The following is a 17653-nucleotide window of genomic DNA, read 5'->3' on the forward strand; positions in this document are numbered from 1 at the left end:
TCACTTCTGCTTCCCTTGCCGCAGGATCAATCGTCCAGCTTGGCCTGCGCGATCAACGCATGACTGGAAGCGAGGGTATCATAATTGCCGAGCATAACCAGTCCCATCTCTCCGCCAATCTGGCCTAACTTGCGCAAATCGCTGCTCAAAGCTTCCCGGTAATACCGGTCCGCGTCGGGTTCAAAGCGTCCGGCGTCGAATTGTGAGCCAAGAAAATAACGAACTGCACCGTTCTCCCGCAGCTTGGTAATGTAGACAAGGTTCAGGAAAGCGGTGCCGTCCTTTCGTTCATTTGCCAAGGCGAAACGGCCGTCATTCTTGCCTGGATCGGTCAGAAGATCCCGCAGGCGTTTGCGCACCGGGCCGCCGCCGCCCGCTGGTTGCAGGAACCGGCAGTTGCGCCCGAGCACTTCATCCGGCTCATAACCGCACAAATCGTAGAAAGGCTGATTGGCGGCAATGATCGGTAAATCATCGACCGCCGCGTCAGCAATTGTCAGCGCGATTTTCGAACTCTCCAGAAGGTCGAGGATTCCGGAGGGCAGGTCATGGGCTGGGAGGCTATCAGTCATGCAGATGGCCTACACGCGGCGGTCAGCTTGGGAAAGACGGGTAGAGCACAGGACATGCGTAATGCGTGTCTTGAAGCGGAGAATGCGGATGACCGATGTGCAGGCAATACAGGCGAAAAATTGCAGTTAACCGGATTTCACGGCTTATTTTAATCACGATAATCGCAAAAATATGCGCTGCTTCACCGCCTGAATTGCACTGAAATTCCTCGGTTTTCAGGTCTAGCAGCGAACATGTGCACCAAGCCTTAACCTTAACCGGTAGGCTGATTTCAATCATGCCTGTCTAGCCAGAGTGGATGTTCCGCCAAAGTGAGAATGTCTGATGTATAGCAAACTCGTATCCCTTGGGGCGGCCGCCTGCGTTCTGGCTTCGCCTGCCGCCGCTGCCACCTATGGTGTCAAACTTCAGGGCTTCGTGCCCGTAACGTGCAATGTCTCGACCCAGAATGCGGTCGTGAACGTGAACGCCGACATGGTCGAGATCGGCCAGGTTCGCGAATTCTGCAACAATGCCGCAGGTTATACCGTCCACCTCGACTACAATCAGTCGATGACCGGCGCAAAGCTGTTGGTCAGCGGACGCGAGATCGACCTTACCGACGCCGGGACGGTTGCATTTGCGACTGAAGCCAACGCAGCGATCAAGACGCGCGACCTGTCGCTCGATCTGGCAGGCGTAGAAAATCTCGATAATCTGCAGATTTCTTTCCGGATCAGCCCCCGCTAAGTTTCGCGGGAAATCAATCGCGCAATCCTTTGCGCAATCAAAAAGCGGCGGGAGCCTGAGTGCTGCCCGCCGCTTTTTGCTGTCTGCCCGAATTTGCCTAAAGGGCGGGGCAGTTCAATCCGCCCGGCGTGCCGCCTGCAAGCGGGGCCAGCGTGATGCTGATTATATCCTGATAATCCGGGCTCGGCGCCTTTGTGCTCCCGCCCTCAGCCAGTTCAGCCGATAGCGGCAATTGCCTGACTGCCAAGCCCGCACGCTGGCATACCACCGTGGTGAAAGCCGGGCTGGCGTTATCGACGGTTTGACCAGCGAAAGTTGCCGAATAATTCAGCCTTTGCGACGGATCGCCCAGATTGCCGCCGGGGAAGGTCATCCGGTATCCGTTCTGCGACACCATATCGACGGTATAGGGGCCGGAACTGCGCACGTTGACCCAGCCTGACTTGGTGTAGTTCAGCTGGTCGGCGGCGATATCGGTATCGGTTTTGTCGCCAATCTCGCCAAAATCAAGCACGTGGCCGGAATAGCTGGCCTGCAAACCGCTCAGCACCTTGATCGGGAAGCTGACAGCGTTGGGGATTGTGCCGGCGTCTTCGAATGGCGGTCCGCCGCCGGTTCCCTTGCAGCCAAAATTCACATCGAAATCGAGCGTTTGCGAAGCTTCGATGTCCAGATTTGCCGGCAGTGTAACGTCGAAATCGACGGTCACGAAGTCAGATGCCGTATTGTTGCCGGTAAACTCGACAATCGTATATCCCGGCGGCGTATTGGTCGACAGATCGATCAGAGGACCCGGCGAACCGAAATTGTAGAAGATGTTCTGGTTGGTGCCGTAAATATTGACTGAACCGGCAGCTGAAACCGGCACGATGGTGGAATTGTCCGTCTCTGATCCCTGTCCGGTCAGGTAAAAGCCGACATGCGACGTTTTCGCGCCGCCGCCGGGATTGATCCGCTGCATGGTCAGTGTGATGCGCGTCGTCGGCAGTCCGACCGGGCTGAACGGATCATAGATTGCAGCCTGTGCGGTGGCACTGCCGGTGATGCCGCAAGTGACCGACTGAGCCGCTGCGGGTGTGGGCGCTGCGAGCCAAGCCAGAGCGGGCAAGGCGGACAGCGCGACTTTTCGAGTGATTGATCCGAACATCTTACTGCCTTCCACTTGTACGAATGGGCCCGAGCCTGACGATGTTGACTTCCGGGTTGTCAGGGATCGTGATCTCTGCCGAGCTGCGATCATCGTCCAGCATTTCCAGACGCCATTTGCCCGGTGCCAGGCCGGGAATGCCAAAGCGGCCTTCGCGGTTCGTGAATATCTCATAACTCATCGGATTGTCTTTATCGACTTCCGTGATCTTGCCGATTGCAAGCGAAACAGGCTCGCCGTCAGGGTTTAGAAGCGTGCCGATTGCAGTCATCGAATATTCCGACCCGACGATCATCTTGTAGCCGCTGCGATATTGCGGAAGGACACGGAAGGTCCCCGTGTCGAGGTCTGTCCCTGCCGAGGATTCGGGTGCTTCAACTGCCACTGTCCGCTCCGAATAGGAATTGAGACTGGGGTGCACGCCAGCACCGAATGTGGCGGTGTCGGCGACATAACCTGCAACGCTCGGGTCGATCAGGATCTTTTCGCCCTTCAGTTTCTCGTGCGGTTTTACGATCGCGAAACTGTCGTAGATCGGCCTGCCAATGGCGAGGCTGTCTCCGGCAAATGCGATCGAGGATGCCATGCGCAGCGTCGAGCGCTGTGACCGCGACTGGCCGAAATCACCGGCAAAGTCGCCAAAGTGCGAAAGACCGAATTCGCCGACATTCGAATAGTAATTGCCATTGAAGTTGAAGCCGCTGCCGAAATCGCTGCGTTCGATATCGGCGCTGAGATTGAACGATCCGACACCCTGGCCTGTCAGCGTCTGGAACGAGGCACGCGCACGGTTGTCGCGGCTATCGAACTGGACGCGGGCGCTGGAGAACCCGCCGAGGCGGATGTTGAGCGAAACCATGCCGCTGACCTCGTCGCGGAACAGGTTCTTTTCGTATCGTGCCTCTGCAGTGAAGCTGATGCGGTCGTTTACGCGGTATCCGCTGGACAGGCGGTAGCTGTGCTGGTCGGCAAAGCCGTTGCGTCCTTTGGAAAACCGCCCGTCCACGCCGACATAGGCGCGTTCGTTGATCGCGTGCGAATAGCCACCGCCCAATTCAACCTCGTACGGATTTACCGGCAGGAAGAACGAGATCGGGGCGAATTTCTTGCTTCGCGTTTCGACAAACAGATTGAGCGAATCCGCATAACCCTGTGGGCGCTGGAACAGGCGCTGGAAGGAAACCGTCCCGGCCCAGCCTTCGCCCACATTGTCGACATGCGACGCGGCGAGGTTGCTGGAGAAGGTGCCGATGGCTGTGCCGAACACCGCCTCGACCCCGCCCATGGCGGAATTTTCATCCAGTTGCAGGTTGCCGCCAAGCGTCAGCTGGTCGGAAATGCCGTGACGAACGAAACCGGTAAAGACCAGATCGTTCGAATAATCGGGGCCGGTCGGGCCAAGCGGCGCCTGAACACCGGCGTAAACACCGAATTCGGTCAAGCCTTTGGCAAGCTGCGTCTGGTCGAGGAAGATATTGAAGCGCAGCGTTTCCTGCCGCCCGCTATCATCGATGATATTGATGCGAATGTCATTCGCGCCCTGAGTGTAGGGGAAATCATTGAGGTTGTAATTGCCCGGGTTCAGCCGCACCCGGCGGGCGAGCGATCCGTTCACATACACTTCAACGGTTGCAGCCCGTTCGAGCAGGAACGAACGGTTGCCGCGCGGCCGGATGATCTGCTGCGGGCGTAGTTCGCTGTAAGAACGCGCGAGTGAAAGGCCCGCAATATTGGGCGTCACCTGGAATGCGCGTGCCACCGGCTGCAAATCACCCGCTGTCAGGCGGAACAGATTGTCCAGATCATCATAGACGACCCGCGTGCCTTGCCGCTGGAAGTCTGCCGCACCGTTCGCGCCGGGCTGCCAGAACGCTTCGCCTTCGATAACGACGTCACCGATGCGGCTAGCCCCGTCGAGGAAGAACGTCGGTTCCTGAAAGCCGGTCGAAGGGCCGTCGCTGACATAATCGAGTGCGCCGCGAATGTTGAGGTAGGCGCTGAAATTTTCGGGCTGGAGGAAATCGCCCACCCGTCCTCGGTCCAGCGCGCTGACCTGCAGGTTGCGGCTGGCGCGAAGTTCGCTGGGGATCAGGAACTGCAACGTCAGGCTGCGCGGGTCGAAGCGCAGGCCGATGCCGGAACGCTCGAATTCATCAAGCGAGATTTCCCGCCGCGCGAGCAGGGCACCGGAAATGGCCTGCAGCCTGTCGGCATCAACCGATTCCGCCAGCAGGTCCAGAATGCGCCGGGTGCTGATCCGCAGCCGGTCATCCGGCATCACAGTGACCGGCACTTCGCCCAGCAGGACGGGGCCATCATTGGCAGAAATTGTCAGCCGGATCGGGCGGTCTGTCGGGTTCAGTTCCAGCCCATCGCCCATCGACGTCTGCGGCGCGGGCAGGACAATTTCGGTTGGCTGCGAACCGCCAGCGAAATCTTCGACTTGCTCGGTCGCCTGCACCGGTGTGAAGGTGAGGCAGGTCGCAGCAGCGATGGCCAGTAGCGATGCGGCCGTACGGCGGCGGCTTGGCTTATTCAGGCGTGAATTTCGCATCAAGACTCCCCTCGCTCGACGGTAATTCCACCGGTATCTGAATGGTTCGATTGGTATTCGCACCGACCAGACCGAAACCGACGATTTGCAGCATTTCCGGACCGGATATCGATCGCTTGTAGATTTCCTTGCCGTTGGCGTCTTTCTGCGAGATGCGCAGCCGTCCATTGGAAAGGTAACCATGTGCGTTTGATGTATTGGCCAGGGTTATTGCGGGTACCGGTTTGCCATCCTGATTGGTCGCAATTTCGCTGCCGACAATTTCAAGTGCGGGTTTTGCCTGCGCTGGGGCGACGCTGACAAGGACCTGGAAATTGTACAGGATCTGGATCGCGGACTGCCCTTCGGCAAGCTGCACCGGAAGCTGGGCGACCGTCACGTAATAGTGCTTGCTGTGCGCCAGTTCGGGATCGCCGATATACTGAATCCGGAAGCTCTGCGTTTCACCCGGCTCGATCATAGCCTGAGGCGGGAAAACCAGGATGTCGCCCGGATCCGTCTTGGTGTTGACCAGCTGACCATCTTCGAAAACCAGTTCTTCGACCCGCAATTCAACCGGCAATCTGGTGGCGAATGTGTTTTCAACCGTGACCACGCGGGACATCCCGCTGCCAAAGGAGGTCAGGTTCACCACCACGGGTTGTACCGTCATGGAAGATGCCTGAAGCACAGGGAACACAGCCATTACGAAGGCTGCGGCAACTGCCAGTGCTTTCTTGAAAATTCCCATTCGTTGTTCCCGTCCCGTTAAATTCAGTTGGCTGCGGTTATCTCGATTTGCAGCGTATCTTCGTATGCACCGGCCACAAGCGGAGCGTCGGAGCCGTCAAGCGCAACATCCACCAGCAGCGCACCTTCGCCTGCATTGGGGATGGACATGGCCAGTTCGGCGCCGTCGTCCGATTGCCCGGAAAGAACCTGTCCGGCCCAGTCGAAGCGCACCTGATAGGGGAGAAACTGGACAAATCCGCCGACTGCGTCGCGGGTGCCGCCGGCGCGCTGCAATCCGCCATTGGCGGAACGCACGGTTATCTCGTGCGCGCTGTTGCAGATAACCGGCACTTCGACCTGCACGTTGACCGGTTGGGCCAGTGCGGTCTGCGGGTTGGAAAGGTTGGTGATCGAAACAGTCCCGCCGCTCGCGCCTTCGCTGGTGAAGGTCGCATTGCTGAGTGCGGAGGCATTTCCGGGCGAAACATTGCACACCGGCTGTGCCACCGCGACCACTTCGATCTGCTGGCGGCCGGTGGCATCGAAACCCGATCCGGAGAAATCCTGCGCGAGGGCAGGTCCAGCGGCAGCGATTGCCGACAGGGCTGCGCCAATTGCGCAAAGGCGAATGGAGGGACCGGTCCAGATCATTGCTGCGGCTCCAGAACTATGGTGAGCGTATCCGAATAAGCACCTGCGATCATCGGGGCATTGGCCGCCAGATTGGTGGCGCCCGCGGCGATTTCAAAACGCAGGGTCAATTCGCCGCTGGCCGCGCTTGCGATCGGTACGCTGCGTTCGGTGGTGCCGCGAACAGCCGCATCTGCCGAAAGACGCAGGACCTGATCGGTCCACCGCGCTGTCAGGTCGTAAGGAACGGCGGTTGCAAAACCCTGTGGCCGCTCCGGCGGAAGCTCGGACAATTGCCACAGTCCGTTATTCAGGCTTTCGACCCTGATCCGGTGCGCACTGTTGCACACCCCGTCCATGGTGATCTGGAACGATGCCGCCCGCGTCGACAGCGTGGCTGCATCGAGCATCTGGTCAACGCGGTAGACATTCCGGTCGGCGGTGCTGAAATTATACAGCCCGTCTTCCGATCCTGTGCCCAGCGCCAATGTGCAGATCACCGGCGTGTTGCCCGCAACCTGGAACTCCGCAGTATCTTCCACCGGGACCTCTTGCGCTGCCACTGCGGCAGGGGCCGTGAGCATCGCGGCGGAGAGGATCAGTGTCGAAAGGCTGCGGACAGACATCGCGTTTACTCCGATGCCGAAAGCGTGACGGTGATTTCACCAAGATATTCGTCATCGGCCACCGGGCGCAGAGTAGCGCCGCCAGCGGTCGCGAAATCGGATACCCCGACAGAAATGTTGCCAGTGAACGCGCTCGCGCGGTCCTGCGATGCACCAGGGTTGCTGGTGGCTGCGGTATCGAAGCTGGCCGGGGCAACGGTCCACCCGCTGGCTGTCGCGACGTAGTCGACTGCGCTGGCAAAGCCAGCAGCCGGTGTGCCGACGAAATTCAGCGCCTGCATCGGTGTCGCGTCAACCGCGATGGTGCTGCGCGAGGAGCAGAAAGCTCCTGCCAAAATCTTGTCGGGCGCGGCAAGGTCTGTCCGCAGCAGGCCGGTGGTGGTGTCCACCAGCACGCCCATGTCGAAGATCCCGCCGGTGTTGTCGGGAATGCCGACAGAGCAGAGCGGAGGAACGGTGCCGATCACCTGAAAATTCTCGCTGTCAGTGGTCGAAGGCGGGGCTTCCTGTGCAGCAAGCTGTGCAGGGGCCATTGCGATGCCAGTGAGCAAGGCTGCTAAAACTGTCTTTTTCATATCTGCCTCCTTCAGAAATCGTTTGCCGGGCCAAGCGTGACCGTGATCAGACCGGAATATTCGCCCGCAACGAGCAAGGCGTCGGACGGCGCGGCAAAATCGGCCAGCTCCATCGTCAGGTCCGAAATTTTGGGCAGCGGCTGGCTGGAACTGTTGGCATTGCCAGGCAGGCCGCTGCCATCGCTCGCCGCGCTGGTTAGCAGGTCAGCCTCGGTGGCCGACCATGGGCTGACGCTGACACGGTAATTCACCGCGCGGGAAAATCCGGTGTTGAGCGGCGCACCCGTCTGTTCGGTCATGGCGCTCGCGGTGATCGAAATCATCGTATTGGCATAATTGCAGAAACTGCCCGGCATCGTGACCTGGCGCGGCGTGATCGAGGCGGTTCGCCCGACCCGTGGGCCGGAAAGATCGATCAGGACGCCCAGATCAACCACTGCGTCGGAAGGTTCGCCCAGACTGCAGATCGGTGCGACCGATCCGATTATCTGAACTTCGCCTTCGTCGCTGTCCCCAGCAGTCTGCGCAAAGGCAGAGTGGGGCAGGACGCATGCCGACAGCGCAGCAAGGAGAAATGCTGTTCGGCTGGTTGATCTATGGGGCGTCCGGATCGTCATGGCACTACTGTGTTCCGCCTGTGGTGACGTTGGGTGCCAGAGTCACTTTGACCAGCCCCTGATAGTCACCGGCGACCATGATCCCGCCACCCGGCGTGCTCGCCGCACTCAGGACGACCGGAATCGTGCCGGCAAACATGCCGACCGATACGGGTGTGCCCGCACCGGGGCTGGCCGATCCATCGCTGCCATCCACCGAATTGGCGGTTGCAGTGGCCGTGTAATTGACCGTCGAATCGAAGCCGGCTGGCGGCGCAGCGGTGAAGGTGATGTTGGAGATCGGCAGCGCTTCGACCGTCATGGTCGCAGCGGTTCCGTTACACCAGCCCTCCAGGGTTTCGGTTGCACCGTTCACCTTTGCCGGGTCGAGCCGACCGGCGCTGCCATCGGTCCCGGGCAGCGACAGCTCGCCCAGATCGATGATCTTCGATGGCAGGGTGAAGAGACAACGATCAGCCACCTGGCCAAGGATCGTCACCTCACCTTCGGCAGGTGCGGTCTGGGCAGCGGCCCCTTGCGCGCAAAGCGCAAAGCCGATCGCTGCTGCCGGTAAAACCAGAATGTGTCTCATGATAAATACTCCTGAAGGGTATCAGTCGATCAGTTCGGCGAGATCGTGATCGAAACCGAACCGGTATAGTTGCCGGCAACCAGCACGTCCGTGACGGCAGGTGTGTGGAAACCGCTGAGGTCGACCTGAACATTGTCCGGACCTGTTGCCAGGCGGTTGCTGAGCGTGCCGCCATTGGTTGCGGTCGCGTCGGTGATGACCTGATAGGTGTCAGTGCCGCCGACGACGCTGAAATTGGCATCTGCGGTAAAGTGCACGGTATTGGCGTAGCCAGCTGGTGCAGTCGCGGCGTTGACCATCGGTGCGGCGCTGACGGCAACAGTCGGGGTTGCGGTTGTGCAGACGACACGGAAGCCGAGGTTGTTGAGATCGCTCGACGCGTTGATGTCCGCGATAGTGCGCAGCGTGCCGTCTGTATCATCCAGCGCGCCGAGATCGACGATGCCGCCAAAATCGGGGTTTGGATCATCACCGGCGTCGGTGACGATGCATTTTTCACCGACGGTTCCGTTGATGGTTACAGTGCCGCTGACGCTTTGCGCTGAAGCCGGGCTTGAAGCTGCTGCCAGAGCTGCAGCGATTGCGAATGCTCCTACTGTGTATTTCATATTCATTCTCCTTGCATTTCAATCAATTGATAGGTTCGAAACTGGATCATATGGCCCCGCTCAAAGTGACGACGAGGACATCTTGATAATTGCCGCTGACCAGCACATCTGGCGCGTTGTAAGGTCCGGCCAGAACGCGGATTGTCGAGACCGTGCCTTCGGTCGACGGGGCGTTCAAAAGCAGTCCGGTGGTTTCATCCGCCGGTCCGGTAAAGTTCACTTGTGGGCCGCCTGCGCCGCCGTAGGCTGTGCTGCAGGCTGTCGAACCCGCTACCAGCGCCGCCGCCTCGCAGCTGGCTGTCGCCACCGCGCCAGCATCACCGGCAAGGCTGAGGCCAACATCGTAAGGCGCCAGGCTCGTGTAGCCCGGTGTCAGGGCGGCATTCTGGAACAGTCCGCCGTTTGCCGAAACGACACCGACCCGGGCTGGCCCGCTGCAATCAAGTACGAAATTGAAAGTGGCGTCGAAACCGGTCACGTCGAAATCCGGCTGGCTGACAGCGCCATTGGGCGATTGACCGTCGGCAAAGCCGCACCGGCCGCCCACAGAAGCGCGTACGTAAATAGGTGTCAGAGTGATGCTGGTTCCTGCGCCGCTGCCGGGCGGAATGTCGCCGGGTGCGTATACAGTCGCAGAGATATCCTGGGCCTGAGCGGGGCTTATCGCCAACGCACAAATGGCCGCACCGAGAGCATATCGCCCGGCCTTGCCCCACCATTTGCCTAGTGCTTTCAGCACATCCCGCCCCACTTCCGTGGCGGTGTCCGGTGGTTTGCGATTCGCTGGCGAAGTTCACTTTCGCCGACGCTTGCAATCCTTAAGACATCGCCTGTTAACTTGGTAAACAAAGGCTTAAGGCTACTGCGACAGAGTCATAATTGGGGAACCTCCGTATACGTATGGCGACGTAGTTGGAGGGATGGTCGAGCCCATTAACCACGTGTAAACCGCTGTAATAAAATACGAAAAGATGCAGCGTGTCAGCTGTTGCGGAGTATGGCGGCAATGGATTCAGCGAGCAGCGATTTGCATTAACCATGAAGGTCTTATGCGACTCGGAGTGAACTACGTAATTTCCCGCAGTTTTGTGATTCGCTTGTTCGATGCTACTTAGTTGGTCGTGTTCCGGGCAGAGGGCGTCACGGAACATCCATGACTTGGTTAAGAAAAGTCATAAGGAAAACAGACGGTCGCGAGTTTGATGCTTCAAAGGGGGCGAAGCTTGCATCAGCGCGTTTCGAACACAGGACGTTTGTCCTTTCTGACACAAAGTGAGCAGTTGCGGGTGGTCCTGGAGACTTCCCCGTCCGCTTTGGTTGTCATGGACGAACAAGGCACCATCCTTGCTTTTGGCAAGGCTGCGCAGGCCCTGTTCGGGTATGCCGAAGACGAGGCTGTCGGCCAGAACGTCAACATCCTTATGGCACCGCCCCATGCCGAGCGGCATGACGGCTATCTTAAACGCTACCGCGAAACCGGCGAGAAACGGATCATCGGCAATTTGCGGGTGGAAAAAGCGAGGGACAAGGAAGGGCACATTTTCCCGGTCGAGATTTCGATCGGCGAAACCCATTCCAACGGCACCCGCTACTTCGTGGGATTTGTGCGCGGACTGGACCAGCGGGAAGAAGACCGCAAGCAGGCACAGGATATGCTCGCCGAATTGGCTCACGCCTCAAGGGTGGCGGCAATGGGCGCGTTTGCAACCGCCATTGCGCACGAACTCAACCAGCCGCTCACCACCATTGCCAATTATACCGAGGGTTGCCGCGACATCCTGAAAAACGGGGTCGATTTCCCTGACCGTGATAATCTGATCAAGAATCTGGATACCTGCAGCAAGCAGGCGCTGCGCGCTGGGCAGCTGATACACCGCTTGAGGGATTTCGTTCGCGGCGGCGAAACCCACAAGGAAGCGGTTGAGGTCGAGGACTTGATCGACAATTCGCTGACGCTGGCAATGATCAACGGGTTCCGCCGCAACGTGACGCTGGAGCGCCGAATTCCTGCTGGACTTCCGTCTGTTGCCGTCGATCCGCTGCAAGGACAGCAAGTGCTGTTCAACCTGATCCGCAACGCATTCGAATCCATGCACGCCGATGAAAAAGCCGGACAGCGCCTGAGGATAGAAGTCGCGCCAAGCGATCAGGGCATGCTCGAATTTATCGTGGAAGACAGCGGGGCCGGTATCGATCCCGAAATCAGCGATACGTTGTTCGATAATTTCGTGACGACCAAGGGCGGCGGCATGGGCGTGGGGCTCGCGATCTGCAGGCAAATTGTCGAGGCGTGCGGCGGGGCGATTTGGGTCAGTTCCTCAACCGATCTCGGCGGCGCCAAATTCCACTTCACACTACCAATAGCTGACAATTCAGCTTCACAGGGGGCATGATCCGATGGATCTGATGCACATTCACATTGTCGATGACGACGCAGAAATCCTGGAGTCCGTAGCATTCATGCTGCGTGCGGAAGGCTACAATGTTCACCGCTATCACAGCGCTGAACAATTATTGGAAGGTTTCAGGAACATGAAGTCGGGATGCCTGCTGGTCGACCTCAGGCTGCCAGGCATGAGCGGTCTGGCGCTCCAGAAATATCTGCATGAACATGAATGTGACTTTCCGGTGGTCCTGATGACCGGTCACGGCGAGGTTTCCAGTGCCGTTCGGGCGATGAAGGAAGGTGCGGTAGATTTCCTGGAGAAGCCGTTTTCGAAGTCCGACCTGATGGCGGCACTCGGCGCCGCGTCAGAGCTTATGACGCACCCTCAGGCATCGTCGAAGGAACGCCGCGATGCAGAGGAAAAGCTGGAACACCTGACCAAGCGGGAACACCAGGTTCTGGAAGGTCTGGTAAAGGGGCACCCCAACAAGACGATCGCCTATGATTTGGGAATCAGCCCGCGGACGATCGAGGTGCACCGGGCGAATGCGATGAAGAAGCTTGAAGTGCAGAATTTGTCAGAGATGCTTCACATTGCCTTTGTCGCCGGCATGATGGACCATCAGGACGATGCTGCTGCCTGAATGGTGTCGTCTAGATGATTTCCCTGACCGGCTGCTGCAGAATGATTGGCCGGCTCGAAGGTTGCACCAGTTCCACGGCCTGAACATCGAACAATTGCGCCGGTCCAAAGCCCGGGCGAAGCACGACCGCTGCGCCGCGCCGGATTTTGGTAAAACTCATGCGGGTTCGCGGCGGGGGCGGGGCGGATCCTTCCGCCCAGACAATCGTGTGCCTGTTTTCCACCAGAGCAAAATTGCCGCGGGAATGGCCATGGTCCGGCTGGAAGCGTTCAACAATCGACAGGTCAGGGTGAGCGCGCAACTCGTGATAGGCAATTCTGCCGTCACTGACCAAAGGCAGGTTGATCTGATATCTGCACCACGCGAATTTGGCGTCTGAATAGACACCCTCACTTGGTTCTAATGTGATGCGGGACCAGCGCATTCGACTACCTTTTCTGATTATTGTTTTTTATAGAATGCCCGCGCGGCACCAGTGAATTCAAGGTGGGGATTCTACGCAAACCGGCGTGAATTGTATTTCCGCTCATCGGCATTTTCCCCTCCCTTTCCTTTATTCAAAAGCGCAATCGAAATGCGCTTTGCGTCATCCTGCGGATAGCAGGTAAACCGTTATCCAGCTGGCGATCGAAATAGGTACACCAAAAGGCAGCATGGCCTTCTTACCGCCGCCGCCCGCGTCTGTTTTGTGCTTTCCCGCAGAGGCGACAAACCAGACCAGGACAAACACAAGCGTGCACGCGGATGCCAGCGCCAGCAGGAAAAACCCTTTGGTTATGGGAATCCAGCAGGCCAGACCGCCATAGAATTTCGCGTCGCCGCCGCCGAACATTCCGAACTTGAAAATGACCATACCTACAACCAGCGCGGCGGCACCGTGGGCTGCCGCCAGCATTGCGGCGTTCAAGTCGGCTGAAAGCAGCACATATGCCAGTCCGCCCGCAGCCGCGGCCAAGCACAACCAGTTCGGCAGGCGCCGATATTTGATGTCCAGATAACACCCGATCACGGTGATGGATGCCAGTACGGACAGGCCAGCGATAACTGTGGGCTCGGGCATACTATGCGAACCCTATTTCAGTTTGGTCATGTTGATGCGAACCGGATAGATGGTCTTACGCGCCGGCACTGGTTTGGTCGGCGCTTCCTCCGGCTGCTCGATCACCTCGCCGTCCGGTATGTTCACCCTGATGGGGTATTGCTGGTCAGCCTTTTCAGACTTTACCGCGATCTTGGGTAGTCCGGCTGGCCCCTCGCTATCGCTTTTTGGTGCGGAATTGCGGCTGGCGATCTTCATTGCCTGAGGCGCGCGATTTGCGGCCGTGTCAGATTGGCTGGCGATGAAAATCTCGTTCCGGTTGCTTCTCACCAAGTGCGGGGCAGAGGATGCGGCAAGCGCCTGAGATTTCCCGGCTGTACCCGTGCGAATGAAAACCTCTCTCGCACGCCTATTGGGTAGCGCCCGGACAGGGAGCTGCGCCGCCTTGGCAACTTTGACGGCTGCTTCTTTGCTCGCCCTGCGCTCCAGCAACGACTTGCCCGGCGACGAGGTGTAGAATTTCTCGAGATTGGCCAGATAGCGCGGGTTTGACGGCTGCCACTCGAGCGCCTGCATGAAATATCTTTCTGCCAGATCGCCGCGGCCCAGCTTGGCATAGGCCACGCCTAGACCGTTCAGCGCGTCGCCTCTGGTCGCATCGTTGATCGCAGCCAGACGGAACTGGTCGATCGCAGTCGTAACATTGCCTGCGCTCAGCGCTTTGCGCCCTTCAGCCAGTTCTATTTCGCCGAAAATACCCGACTGCCGCGCCTGTGCCTGGCCCCGCTCACCGAAATTCAGCGAACTGAGGAAGGACTGGCACCCCGACAGGCTGCTTGCGATTGCTATACAGGCGATCAATTTGAACGAACTGGTCTTCATGGCTTATCCCCCCATGGCCGGTGAAACTTCGCGGACGTATCGGACGACCGCTGGCAAGGCCAAGACCCCGATCATTGTCGGCAACATGCACGCCACCAGCGGTATCGATATCAGCACTGGCAGGCGGTGTGCCTTTTCCTCAGCGCGAAGCCGCCGCGCTTCGCGCATTTCGCCGGCATAGACACGCAGCGTTTGCGAGATGCTGGTGCCAAGCTTGTCCGACTGGATCAGTAAGGTGGCGAAGGAACGGATTTCGTCGACACCCGAGTTGTCGCTCAGGTGATGCAGGGCGTCTTCGCGTGATGCGCCTGCGCGCAAGCGATAGGTTGTCTCGACCAGCAATTCAGCGATGAGCGGCCTGCTGCCAATCATTTCCCTGCCGACCCGGCCCAGCGCCGCCTCGAGGCCCAGTCCGGCCTCCACACAGACCAGCAGCAGGTCCAGGCAATCGGGGAACCCGTTGATGATTTCAGACCGCCGCCGGTCGGCTTTCGCACGTATAAACAGGTTGGGAATGTACAGGCCCAGCAGGGCCAGAATTGCACAAATCAGGTAAATCATCGGGCCCGAGGCGGGCTCGGCTGAAAACGATGTGATCAGCAGGTACCAAGCAGGCAGCACGAACACGAGAACGAGCCGGACCAGAGTGTAGATTCTGGGGGCGGCCTTGGATGTGTAGCCTGCAGCGCGAAGCTTCATCTGAAGCTCGTCCATATTCGAATCCTTGAGGCTGAGGCCCGATTTCTCGATCCGGTCCGCCAGCTTCGTCCATGCGCCGTCCTGCTGCCCACCGGACAAGGCGGTGCTGACACCGTCCCCAGACCCCTCGATCGACCGGATGCCTTTCACCAGATTTGCACGCCGTGCGCCGGTGTTGATCGCATAGAATGCGGCGCTGACCACGATCAGGAACACGCCGAATAATATGGTCATCCGCAAGGCTGCACTGCTGGCGATCAGGTCAATCATGTCAAACTTTCAGGTCAACCATCTTGCGGATCGTAAAGACCCCGATGAAGTACAGGGTAAGCAGGCCGATTGCCCCGACGATGAAGATCGTGTCGTCGGCGACCTCGAGATAGAAGCCGGGACTGCCTAGAAATACCGAGACGAATGCAAAGACGGGCAGGACGGAAAGCATCCATCCGGTCATCCGGCCTTCTGAACTCAGCGCGCGAACTTTCATGTACATCTGCGCCCGGGCCCGGATCACGTCCGACAGGTTTTCAAGGATTTCCGCCAGATTGCCCCCTGTTTCCGACTGTACAGAGAGGGAGACGACAAACATCCGCATGTCTTCCAGGTCCCAGCGGTCGGCCATGGCGGCGAGTGCCGATGTCAGATCGGCACCAAACGTCACCTCGTCGTTCACCAGCCCAAATTCAGAACCGATCGGGTCTTCCATCTCATTTGTCAGCAATTCGATGGCGGAGGCGATGGGATGACCAGATCGCAGCGCTCGAACGAATATATCGAGCGCAACCGGAAACTGTCTTTCGATTGCCTTGCGCTGGCGATCGGCGCGAAACTTCAGGATCAGCAGCGGAACCCCGATTGCAAGGGCGGCCGCAAACACCAGCAGCAACTGGATCACCCCGAACGTAATTGTGAAGCCGGAAACATAGGCCGCCACGACAGCGATGGTGAAGATGACGGCGAACGCAGTCGCTATGGTGAGGAAAAACTGCAGCGGAGTGAGGGTGATGCCCGATGCGAAAACCGTTCGTTGAAAGCTGCGCGACATACCCGCGAGCAGCGGCGGCAGGCCGTCGAAAGAACGTGGCTGATTCTTGCGCAGCTCGCCCATGATCGCCTCGCGAGAGGCGCCTTCGCGGATCATCTTGAGGCGGTAGTTCACGGCCGCTCTTTTCGACCGTTTCGACACGAAATTGCGGATCGCCAGCTGGCTCAGCAGGAACACCGCGGCAAACAGGACCAGCAGAATAAAGACGCGAATGAAAATCTCGTTCATCGCCTATCCGATCTTCAGGTCCGGGCGGAACAGTTCCGATGGCAGTTCGATGCCGTAAGCTTCCGCAGCAGCCAGGAATTTGGGCCTGACGCCGGTGGCCTCGAAATGGCCGACGACCATCCTGTCATCATCGACACCTTCCTGCTTGAAGCGGAATATTTCCTGCATGGTGATCGTCTCACCTTCCATGCCGGTGAGTTCTGACACGCTCATCACCTTGCGCCGGCCATCGGACAGCCTGCCCACCTGCAGCACTACGTGAATGGCCGAGGCGATCTGGTTGCGGGCTGACCTGGGGGTAATGTCGATGCCGCTCATGCCGATCATCTGTTCAACCCTGGACAAGGCATCGCGCGCGGTGTTGGCGTGGACCGTGGTCATCGACCCGTCATGGCCGGTATTCATCGCCTGCAACATGTCGAAGGCTTCGCCCGCTCGGACTTCGCCCACGATGATCCGGTCGGGGCGCATACGCAGGGCGTTTTTCACCAGGTCACGCTGGGTTACTTCGCCTTTGCCCTCGATATTGGGCGGCCTGGTTTCTAGCCGCGCGACATGCGCCTGCTGCAATTGCAATTCGGCGCTGTCTTCGATCGTCACGATGCGTTCGCGTTCATCGATATAGGATGACATCGCGTTCAGCATCGTCGTCTTGCCCGAACCGGTTCCGCCGGAAATCAGGACATTGCGGCGCGATGCCACGACCGCTTCCAGCACACTCGCCATCTGTTCCGGGACACTGCCGATATCGATCATCTTCTGGATACTGATCGGGATCTTTGCGAATTTACGAATAGAGAGCAGCGACCCGTCGAGCGCCAGCGGCTTGATGATCGCATTGACGCGCGACCCGTCGGCAAGGCGCGCATCGACGAAGGGGGAGGATTCGTCGATACGCCGCCCGACAGCGCTCACGATCTTCTGGATAATGCGAAGCAGGTGCTTCTCATCCTGGAAGCGCGTGTCGACTGCCTCGAGAACACCATTGCGTTCGACGAAAACCGTCTGCGCGCCGTTCACCAGAATGTCCGTGATCGTTTCGTCCTTGAGCAGCGGTTCGATCGGTCCGAGGCCCAGCAATTCGTCGAGCACCTCGCGTACGAGGTTGGCGCGTTCTTCGCGGTTGAGCGGCTTGTCGAATTCCAGCAGCAGTTCCGGCACGATTGCCGAAATCTCTGAAATTATCTGCTCTTCCGGCAGCTTGTCTAAAACCGAGAGGTTCAGTTTCTGGAGCAACGCGCCATGGATCGCGACCTTGAGTGCAAGCAGTTGATCGGACTTTTCTTCCGTATGCAAATCGGCCAGCGCCTTTGCCTCTGCATGGGCGGTTTCATCCTTGCCCGCTTCGGCATCCTGTTGGCCGCTATTGCCGAGGTTGAGATTCCAGAT

The 17653-nt window shown here is 58.7% G+C and carries 21 protein-coding genes; 4 read left to right on the top strand and 17 right to left on the bottom strand.

Annotation, left to right across the window (positions count from 1 at the left end; all coding sequences use genetic code 11):
- Positions 1–26: 26 nt before the first annotated feature.
- Both GRI43_RS12950 and GRI43_RS12955 read right to left on the bottom strand, forming a co-directional pair.
- Positions 27–572 (bottom strand): PAS domain-containing protein, encoded by a 546-nt coding sequence (locus tag GRI43_RS12950; RefSeq protein ID WP_160731495.1) that lies wholly within the window; start codon positions 570–572, stop codon positions 27–29.
- Positions 573–594: 22 nt separating this feature from the next.
- Positions 595–852, bottom strand: a complete 258-nt coding sequence (locus tag GRI43_RS12955; RefSeq protein ID WP_160731496.1) for a hypothetical protein — start codon at positions 850–852, stop codon at positions 595–597.
- Between the two features lie 45 nt (positions 853–897).
- Here GRI43_RS12955 and GRI43_RS12960 point away from each other — a divergent pair, with 45 nt between their 5' ends.
- On the top strand, positions 898–1302 hold the full coding sequence (locus tag GRI43_RS12960) for a hypothetical protein (RefSeq protein ID WP_160731497.1): 405 nt from the start codon (positions 898–900) through the stop codon (positions 1300–1302).
- Positions 1303–1399: 97 nt separating this feature from the next.
- Here GRI43_RS12960 and GRI43_RS12965 read toward each other — a convergent pair whose 3' ends face one another.
- The 10 genes from GRI43_RS12965 to GRI43_RS13010 are packed head-to-tail and all read right to left on the bottom strand — an operon-like array spanning position 1400 to position 10080.
- Positions 1400–2449 carry a hypothetical protein gene (locus tag GRI43_RS12965; RefSeq protein WP_160731498.1) on the bottom strand — a complete coding sequence of 350 codons (1050 nt, stop codon included), beginning with the start codon at positions 2447–2449 and terminating at the stop codon, positions 1400–1402.
- Between the two features lies 1 nt (position 2450).
- Positions 2451–5003: a fimbrial biogenesis outer membrane usher protein gene (locus GRI43_RS12970; protein ID WP_160731499.1), complete on the bottom strand. Its 2553-nt coding sequence runs from the start codon at positions 5001–5003 to the stop codon at positions 2451–2453.
- On the bottom strand, positions 4981–5733 hold the full coding sequence (locus tag GRI43_RS12975; protein WP_160731500.1) for a fimbria/pilus periplasmic chaperone: 753 nt from the start codon (positions 5731–5733) through the stop codon (positions 4981–4983). Before GRI43_RS12975 ends, GRI43_RS12970 begins: the two co-directional genes overlap by 23 nt.
- A 23-nt stretch (positions 5734–5756) precedes the next feature.
- Positions 5757–6365, bottom strand: coding sequence for a spore coat protein U domain-containing protein (locus tag GRI43_RS12980; protein WP_160731501.1), 609 nt, complete (start codon positions 6363–6365; stop codon positions 5757–5759).
- Entirely contained in the window at positions 6362–6970 is a 609-nt protein-coding gene (locus GRI43_RS12985; RefSeq protein ID WP_160731502.1) for a hypothetical protein, read from the bottom strand. Before GRI43_RS12985 ends, GRI43_RS12980 begins: the two co-directional genes overlap by 4 nt.
- Positions 6971–6975: 5 nt before the next feature.
- Complete coding sequence (locus GRI43_RS12990) at positions 6976–7545, bottom strand: hypothetical protein (RefSeq protein WP_160731503.1); 570 nt, start codon at positions 7543–7545, stop codon at positions 6976–6978.
- An 11-nt stretch (positions 7546–7556) separates the two neighbouring features.
- A complete protein-coding gene (locus GRI43_RS12995; RefSeq protein ID WP_160731504.1) occupies positions 7557–8162 on the bottom strand; it encodes a hypothetical protein in 606 nt (201 codons plus the stop codon).
- A 4-nt stretch (positions 8163–8166) separates the two neighbouring features.
- The gene (locus GRI43_RS13000; protein ID WP_160731505.1) at positions 8167–8733 is read right to left on the bottom strand and encodes a hypothetical protein; all 567 of its coding nucleotides are present in this window, start codon (positions 8731–8733) and stop codon (positions 8167–8169) included.
- A 29-nt stretch (positions 8734–8762) separates the two neighbouring features.
- Complete coding sequence (locus GRI43_RS13005) at positions 8763–9341, bottom strand: hypothetical protein (protein ID WP_160731506.1); 579 nt, start codon at positions 9339–9341, stop codon at positions 8763–8765.
- 46 nt (positions 9342–9387) lie between these two features.
- Complete coding sequence (locus tag GRI43_RS13010) at positions 9388–10080, bottom strand: hypothetical protein (protein WP_160731507.1); 693 nt, start codon at positions 10078–10080, stop codon at positions 9388–9390.
- A 463-nt stretch (positions 10081–10543) separates the two neighbouring features.
- Here GRI43_RS13010 and GRI43_RS13015 point away from each other — a divergent pair, with 463 nt between their 5' ends.
- From GRI43_RS13015 to GRI43_RS13025, 3 genes are read left to right on the top strand one after another with little or no spacing between them, the layout of a single operon-like run.
- Positions 10544–11734 carry a sensor histidine kinase gene (locus GRI43_RS13015; RefSeq protein WP_268893608.1) on the top strand — a complete coding sequence of 397 codons (1191 nt, stop codon included), beginning with the start codon at positions 10544–10546 and terminating at the stop codon, positions 11732–11734.
- Between the two features lie 13 nt (positions 11735–11747).
- Positions 11748–12371: a response regulator transcription factor gene (locus GRI43_RS13020; protein WP_235903762.1), complete on the top strand. Its 624-nt coding sequence runs from the start codon at positions 11748–11750 to the stop codon at positions 12369–12371.
- A complete protein-coding gene (locus GRI43_RS13025) occupies positions 12358–12750 on the top strand; it encodes a hypothetical protein (protein WP_160731510.1) in 393 nt (130 codons plus the stop codon). The genes GRI43_RS13020 and GRI43_RS13025 overlap by 14 nt, the downstream gene beginning before the upstream one ends.
- A gap of 207 nt (positions 12751–12957) precedes the next feature.
- On the opposite strand, the gene GRI43_RS13030 is transcribed toward GRI43_RS13025, so the two are convergent.
- The 5 genes from GRI43_RS13030 to GRI43_RS13050 are packed head-to-tail and all read right to left on the bottom strand — an operon-like array spanning position 12958 to position 17653.
- Positions 12958–13431, bottom strand: coding sequence for a prepilin peptidase (locus tag GRI43_RS13030; RefSeq protein ID WP_160731511.1), 474 nt, complete (start codon positions 13429–13431; stop codon positions 12958–12960).
- Positions 13432–13443: 12 nt separating this feature from the next.
- The gene (locus GRI43_RS13035) at positions 13444–14292 is read right to left on the bottom strand and encodes a tetratricopeptide repeat protein (protein ID WP_160731512.1); all 849 of its coding nucleotides are present in this window, start codon (positions 14290–14292) and stop codon (positions 13444–13446) included.
- Between the two features lie 3 nt (positions 14293–14295).
- Positions 14296–15261, bottom strand: coding sequence for a type II secretion system F family protein (locus GRI43_RS13040; protein ID WP_160731513.1), 966 nt, complete (start codon positions 15259–15261; stop codon positions 14296–14298).
- Between the two features lies 1 nt (position 15262).
- Entirely contained in the window at positions 15263–16264 is a 1002-nt protein-coding gene (locus tag GRI43_RS13045; protein ID WP_160731514.1) for a type II secretion system F family protein, read from the bottom strand.
- Positions 16265–16267: 3 nt separating this feature from the next.
- Positions 16268–17653, bottom strand: coding sequence for a TadA family conjugal transfer-associated ATPase (locus GRI43_RS13050; protein ID WP_420850011.1), 1386 nt, complete (start codon positions 17651–17653; stop codon positions 16268–16270).

It is taken from the genome of Pontixanthobacter luteolus, assembly GCF_009828095.1.
Taxonomy (GTDB): domain Bacteria; phylum Pseudomonadota; class Alphaproteobacteria; order Sphingomonadales; family Sphingomonadaceae; genus Pontixanthobacter; species Pontixanthobacter luteolus.